General features: G+C 63.5%; 10 protein-coding genes. 8 read left to right on the top strand and 2 right to left on the bottom strand.

Annotation, left to right across the window (positions count from 1 at the left end):
* The first annotated feature begins 87 nt into the window (after positions 1-87).
* Genes J0I79_RS22505 through J0I79_RS22485 form a run of 5 tightly spaced genes read left to right on the top strand, consistent with a single transcriptional unit; the run spans position 88 to position 2728 of the window.
* On the top strand, positions 88-384 hold the full coding sequence (locus J0I79_RS22505; protein ID WP_292864156.1) for a YciI-like protein: 297 nt from the start codon (positions 88-90) through the stop codon (positions 382-384).
* Positions 385-422: 38 nt separating this feature from the next.
* On the top strand, positions 423-848 hold the full coding sequence (locus tag J0I79_RS22500; RefSeq protein WP_292864154.1) for an EVE domain-containing protein: 426 nt from the start codon (positions 423-425) through the stop codon (positions 846-848).
* Complete coding sequence (locus J0I79_RS22495) at positions 845-1501, top strand: methyltransferase (RefSeq protein ID WP_292864152.1); 657 nt, start codon at positions 845-847, stop codon at positions 1499-1501. Before J0I79_RS22500 ends, J0I79_RS22495 begins: the two co-directional genes overlap by 4 nt.
* A 50-nt stretch (positions 1502-1551) precedes the next feature.
* On the top strand, positions 1552-1968 hold the full coding sequence (locus tag J0I79_RS22490; RefSeq protein WP_292864151.1) for a DUF1761 domain-containing protein: 417 nt from the start codon (positions 1552-1554) through the stop codon (positions 1966-1968).
* A gap of 16 nt (positions 1969-1984) precedes the next feature.
* Positions 1985-2728 carry a glycosyltransferase family 25 protein gene (locus J0I79_RS22485; RefSeq protein WP_292864149.1) on the top strand — a complete coding sequence of 248 codons (744 nt, stop codon included), beginning with the start codon at positions 1985-1987 and terminating at the stop codon, positions 2726-2728.
* A gap of 28 nt (positions 2729-2756) precedes the next feature.
* Here the strand turns inward: J0I79_RS22485 and gcvA are convergent, their stop codons facing one another.
* Complete coding sequence (gene gcvA / locus J0I79_RS22480; protein ID WP_292864147.1) at positions 2757-3689, bottom strand: transcriptional regulator GcvA; 933 nt, start codon at positions 3687-3689, stop codon at positions 2757-2759.
* A 158-nt stretch (positions 3690-3847) separates the two neighbouring features.
* Here gcvA and J0I79_RS22475 point away from each other — a divergent pair, with 158 nt between their 5' ends.
* Entirely contained in the window at positions 3848-4087 is a 240-nt protein-coding gene (locus J0I79_RS22475) for a hypothetical protein (protein ID WP_292864145.1), read from the top strand.
* A 74-nt stretch (positions 4088-4161) separates the two neighbouring features.
* On the opposite strand, the gene J0I79_RS22470 is transcribed toward J0I79_RS22475, so the two are convergent.
* Positions 4162-4698, bottom strand: coding sequence for a L,D-transpeptidase (locus J0I79_RS22470; protein ID WP_292864163.1), 537 nt, complete (start codon positions 4696-4698; stop codon positions 4162-4164).
* Positions 4699-4842: 144 nt separating this feature from the next.
* Between J0I79_RS22470 and J0I79_RS22465 the strand changes: the two genes are divergently transcribed.
* Together J0I79_RS22465 and J0I79_RS22460 are read left to right on the top strand one after the other, a co-directional pair.
* A complete protein-coding gene (locus tag J0I79_RS22465) occupies positions 4843-5526 on the top strand; it encodes a response regulator transcription factor (RefSeq protein ID WP_137930444.1) in 684 nt (227 codons plus the stop codon).
* A gap of 180 nt (positions 5527-5706) precedes the next feature.
* On the top strand, positions 5707-6162 hold the full coding sequence (locus J0I79_RS22460; RefSeq protein WP_292864141.1) for a cyclic nucleotide-binding domain-containing protein: 456 nt from the start codon (positions 5707-5709) through the stop codon (positions 6160-6162).
* Positions 6163-6207 lie beyond the last annotated feature (45 nt).

Genomic DNA, 6207 nt, shown 5'->3' with positions numbered 1-6207 from the left:
CTGTGACGGCCTTGATGACCCGGCCGCTGAAAACCGAAACCGACGATTGATCCAGACGACGATCGATCCAGACGAGGAGAAGAAGACATGCTGTTCGCGTTCATTTGCAAGGACAAGCCCGCAAGCCTGCAGGTGCGCCTCGACACGAGGCCCGAGCATGTCGCCTTTCTTGAAAAGCTGAACGCTGAGAAGACGCTGGCCTTCGCCGGTCCCTTCCTCGACGCCGACGGCAAGCCGAACGGCAGCCTTGTGGTCGTCGAGGCGCCCGATCTCCCCGGTGCGCAGGCGCTGTCGGCGGCCGACCCCTACGCCAAGGCCGGACTGTTCGAAAGCGTCGAAATCCGTCCGTGGAACTGGACCTTCAACAAGCCGGCGGCTAGTTAATCTCGGGTTGCCCGCAACCGGGCCCAAGGAGAAGCAGAATGAACTACTGGCTGTTCAAATCGGAGCCGTTCAAATTCTCCTTCGAGATGCTGAAGGCCAAGGGCAAGGCCGGAACGCAGTGGGACGGCGTGCGCAACTACGCCGCCCGCAACAACATGAAGGCCATGCAGGTCGGCGATCTCGGCTTCTTCTACCATTCGAATGAAGGGCTCAACATCGTCGGCATCGCCGAGGTCTGCGCGCTCGCCCATCCCGACACAACCTCGGACGACCCGCGCTGGGAGTGCGTCGACATCCGCGCGGTCAAGGATGTGCCGACCCCGCCGACGCTGGGCGACATCAAGGCAAATCCCAAGCTCGCCGAGATGGCGCTGGTGCGGCTCGGGCGTCTTTCCGTGCAGCCGGTCACGCCGGCCGAGTGGAAGGAAGTCTGCCGCATGGGCGGCCTGACACCAGCGCCGTGACGCTGCTGACGCCGGACAGCGCCAGACAATTCATCCTCGACAACACGGCGCTGATGGCGCCGCCGCATGTACCCGAAATCCGGCTTCACCTCGCCGATGAAGCGCACGATCTGTGGCAGCGGACCGAGGATGAACTGGCTGGGATCGGCCTGCCGCCGCCCTTCTGGGCGTTCGCCTGGGCGGGCGGCCAGGGCCTCGCACGCTATATCATCGACAATCCGGCCCTGGTGAAGGGCAAACGCGTGCTCGACTTCGCCTCGGGCTCGGGCCTCGTCGCCATCGCCGCCGCCAAGGCTGGCGCGGGCGAGGTGACCGCCGCCGACATCGATCCCTTCAGCGGCACCGCCGTCCGTCTCAATGCACAGGCCAATGACGTCATGATCGAATTCCTCGGCGATGATTGCATCGGCGCCGACGGCGGCTGGGATGTGGTGCTGGCCGGCGATGTCTTCTACGACAAGCCTTTCGCCGACCGGCTGATGCCGTGGTTTTGCGCCCTCAAGCAGCGTGGCGCTGACATTCTCGTCGGCGACCCCGGCCGGTCCTACCTGCCGCGATCGGGACTGGAGCCGCTTGGTGTCTATGAAGTGCCGGTGACACGGGCGTTGGAAGATGCCGAGGTCAAGCGTACGACCGTCTGGCGACTTGCTTGACGCCGTGGCCGAACAGGCGTTTGCATAAACCAGAAAATGGAGGGGGACTCATGGATTTTTCCGCAGTGAACTGGCTGGGCGTCGTCGCCGCCACCATCGTCGCCTGGCTGTTCGGCGCAGCCTGGTACATGGCCCTGAGCAAGCCGTGGCTGAGGGCCGCCAGGCTCGATCCGGCGACGATGAAGAAATCGCCGCTGCCCTTCATCATCTCCTTCATTGCCGAACTGGTGATGGCCTACATCATGGCCCTGGTGGTCGGCGCGATGACCGGCGGCGAACCGACATTGCTCGCGGGCCTCATCTTCGGCTTCGTGCTCTGGCTGGGTTTTGTCGCCACGACGCTGTCGGTCAACCACCGCTACGAGAATTTCGGCTGGGACCTGACCCTTATCGATGGTGGCCATTGGCTCGGCGTGCTGCTGATCATCGGCGCGGTGATCGGCTGGTTTGGCGCGGCGGCAGGCTGAGGCGGGCGCGCTGACGATGGCGGATGAGGCTGGATTTCCTCGTGACCTGGTGTTCACCCGCATCTGCCACGTCAAGCAGGGCTATGACGACCGGCGCCGGCACATCGTGCGCGAATTCGAGCGGCGCGGCGTGCCGGTCTATTTCTACACGGAGTGGGACCGGCCCGACATCACACCTCAGATCCGCGATGAACTGGTGGCCCCCGGCTTCACCCATCCGGCGGCGGTGTCGCTGGCGCTGAAACATTTCGGCATCTGGCGCGATTTCCTCGAGACAGACCAACCCTATTGCCTGGTGTTCGAGGATGACGTGTTCCTCGCCCGCGACTTTGTCGCCAAGTTCCGCCAGGGCCTTGCCGAACTCGGCGATCCCAACCGCAAGGCGGTCATCTATCTCGGCAATGGCAGCAATTACTACACGCCAAGCTGGAAACTGCGCAGAGGCCAGAAACTGTACCCCGCGCTCCATGCCAGGTGCGCCGATTCCTATCTGATCACCCGACCGACCGCTGAAGCCCGCTGCGCCTGGATCGAGCAAAACAAGATATACACGGCCATCGATCACCAGATCGAGCAGATGGACGAGAAACTCGGAGTGGAGATGCTCTGGTTCGAGCGGCCGATCGCCGAGCAAGGCAGCGAGAACGGCGCGTTCCACACGTCGGTTTCCAGCAAACGGCACCCGCTCCTCTACAAGAAGCTGAAATGGAAGTGGAAGAAATACACGCGGATGATCTTCGGCCACAACGCCCGATCCTGACCCCTGGACATTGTCCGGCTGAGGTGACCTACGCCTTGTCGGCGCTGGGTGTCCTGGCCACTTCCTCCAGGATCCATTCCCGAAAGGCGACGATGCGCGGATCGTCGGCCATCGCCTGGGGATAGACCAGGAAATAGGCGAATTCCGGCGCGACCCTGATGCTGAGCTCGAAGGGCCGCACCAGCCGGCCTTCGGACAGATCGTTCGCCACCAGCGCAAAATCGGCGAGCGCGACGGCGTTGCCGTCGAGCGCGGCCTGGACGGCATCGGTCGACGTGCCGAAAACGACGGTCCGGCTGTCGTCGAAGTCGTCGACGCCGGCAGCCGCCATCCACATGCGCCAGTTCGGCCATGTCACGCCCTGGCGGGCCCATTCGATATGGGCGAGCGTGTGATGGAAGAGGTCGCGCGGCTCGCGCAAGGGCGGTCCCGACTCCAGCAGGCGCGGGCTGCACACCGGAATGATGATGTTGTCGAACAGGCGGTGCGCGTAAAGCCCGGGATATTTGCCGGCGCCGAAGCGGATGCCGACATCGACATCGTCGAGGTCGAAATCGCGCAGCCCGTAGGCGATGTCGAACCTGAGCTCGATGCCAGGCTTCTGCTTGCGGAAATCCTCGACCCGGCGCATCAGCCATTTCGCCGCGAACTGCGCGTCCAGCGTCACCTTCAGGAATTCGGTCCCGCGCGCCATCTTGCGGGCCCGCATGACCGCGCGGGCAAGCAGGTCGAGCGTGTCCGTCGCCGCCTCGTAGAGCACCGTGCCGGCCTCGGTCAGCCGGATCGTGCGGCTGGTGCGGGCGAACAGCACGATGCCGAGCTGATCCTCGATTTCCTTGATCTGATGGCTGACGGCGGCCGGCGTCAGGCCGAGCTCATCGGCCGCGCGGGTGAAATTGAGATGCCTGGCCGCCGCCTCCAGCGTCCTCAGCGCCCGCGTTCCCGGCAGCAGGGTCGCCATCAGCGTGGGTCTTGGCTCGAGCGGCCCATCTTATCCTCAAAGAAAACTTGATGATCGAGAAAAAACTACTCGTTTCCTCCCACGATTTCAATGAGGCATGATGTGAACATCAAACCACTATCAAACCGGATTTGATGTCCGGAAGAACGGAAATAATCATGTCTCACATCGCTCTTCACCCGGCCTACGCGGCCCGGCCGTCCTGGCTGTCGGCGGTCCGCGACTGGCTGCGCCAGACCAGGGTCGCGGTCAATCTTCCCCACCAGAACGTCGAGGACCTCTCCGACCGCCAGCTGCGCGACATCGGTGCCGCCCGCACGGACATATCCCGCGCCATGGACCGCGAGACCGGCAGGCTCGGTCTGCTGGACATAGGCTGGCAGCAGCCGAGAAGGTAAGGGAATAGGCATTGGAAAGAAGGCCCTACTGCCTACTGCCTACTGCCTACTGCCTACTGCCTACTGCCTACTGCCTACCTCACCACCCTCACCACCGTCCGGTCCGACAGCAGCGGCAGCAGCCGCGCCATGGTGCGCGCGGTCACCGCGACGCAGCCTTGCGTCGGCGTGAAATCCGGGCGGGCCAGGTGGAAGAAGATAGCGCTGCCGCGTCCCCTGCGGCGCGGCGCGATGTTCCAGTCGAGCACAAGGCAGGCGTCGTAGAGGCGGTCGTCGCGCCGCATGCGTTCGTGGCTGGCGCCGTAGGGAATCTTGACCGGGCGGTTGTAGTTGCGGTCATCAGGCACTTCACACCAGCCAAGATCCGGCCCGATCGGCGCCATCGCCAGCCGCGTCCGGCGCCCCGCGGCGAAGTGATCCCCCCGGAAATACCCCGAAAGAATCCGCATCGGCCCGAGCGGCGTCGCACCGTCGCCTTCACGCTTGTCGGCCGAGATGCCGCCGCGCCCCAGCGCGCAGGCAAACACGGTTTTTCCGGCCTGCAGCAGGCCCTGGCTGGGGTTGCCGGGCCGCGCCCTCACGGTCAGCACACGCAGCTGTTTTACCAAAATTGCGCCGGCTGCATTGCGATCGCGTTTTTTCTTGTATGATCGTGCCACGGAACAAATCACTGTGATCGGCTGTTGTGCCGGCCAGCTTCCGCATAAATACGCAGCGGTCAACTGAATTCACTTTTCAAAACAACGGATTGATCCATGACTTCACGCACCATCCTGATCGTCGACGACGATGACGACCTGCGCGGCACACTGGTCGAGCAACTGTCCCTCTACGAGGAATTCGATGTGCTGCAGGAAGCGACTGCGGCAAAAGGCGTCACGGCGGCGCGCGGCGGCCTCATCGACCTGCTCATCATGGATGTCGGCCTGCCCGACATGGATGGCCGCGAGGCGGTGAAAATCCTGCGCAAGGGCGGCTACAAGGCGCCCATCATCATGCTGACCGGCCACGACACCGATTCGGACACCATCCTGGGTCTCGAGGCCGGCGCCAACGACTATGTGACGAAACCGTTCCGCTTCGCGGTTCTGCTGGCCCGCATCCGCGCCCAGCTGCGCCAGCATGAGCAGAGCGAGGACGCCACTTTCTCGGTCGGTCCCTACACCTTCAAGCCCAGCCAGAAGCTGCTCATCGACCCGCGCGGCGCCAAGGTGCGCCTGACGGAAAAGGAAGCCTCGATCATCAAATATCTCTATCGCGCCGACCAGAAGGTGGTGACGCGCGACGTGCTGCTGGAGGAGGTCTGGGGCTACAATTCGGGCGTTACCACGCACACGCTGGAAACCCATGTCTACCGGCTGCGCCAGAAGATCGAGCGCGATCCTTCCAATGCGGAAATTCTTGTGACAGAAAGCGGCGGCTACAAGCTGGTTCCTTAAACATTTCATTATCCAATGGGCAATTCCAGGAAAAGTATGGGCGGTTTTCCGTCCGGAATTGCGAAGGCTCAAGGGATATGCGGTCTGGGCGGGGCCGCTTTCGGGTGCGATCCTGTTAGGGGATTAGGGATCCACTCGTGAAGGAGGGATTGGACTGACCGTTCGGGGACGCAGCTAGAGATGGCGCTGGATGACGACATCCGCATCCTGTCCGCCGTGAGGCTTTTCGAGGGCTTCACGCAGGAACAGCTGCGCCTGCTCGCCTTCGGCGCGGAGACCACGCTGCTCAACGCCGACCGCAAGCTCTACCGCGAGGACGACGAGGCCGATTCGGCCTATGTCGTGGTCAAAGGCAGGATCGCGCTCTACCGCGAACAGGATGGCGAGCGCATCGCCATCGGCACCGCCGGGCCCGGCACCATGCTGAGCGAACTGGCGCTCATCGCCGACACCCGCCGGCTGACAAGCGCCTCGGCCGCCACCGATGCCGAGGTGATCAGGCTGAGCCGCAAGATGTTCCGCCGCATCCTGGAGGAATATCCCGAGGTGGCGGTGAAACTGCACCAGCGCATTTCCGAGGAATTCCAGGCCATGATCCGCCGCATCGAGGAGCTGGCACCACGGTTTTCGGGGTAGGCTGCTACTGCGCTACAGAACCTCGAAGGCTGGCGGGACAGCGCC

Source organism: Mesorhizobium sp. (assembly GCF_017306585.1).
Taxonomy (GTDB): Bacteria; Pseudomonadota; Alphaproteobacteria; order Rhizobiales; family Rhizobiaceae; genus Mesorhizobium.
This window is presented reverse-complemented; position numbering and strand designations above follow the sequence as displayed.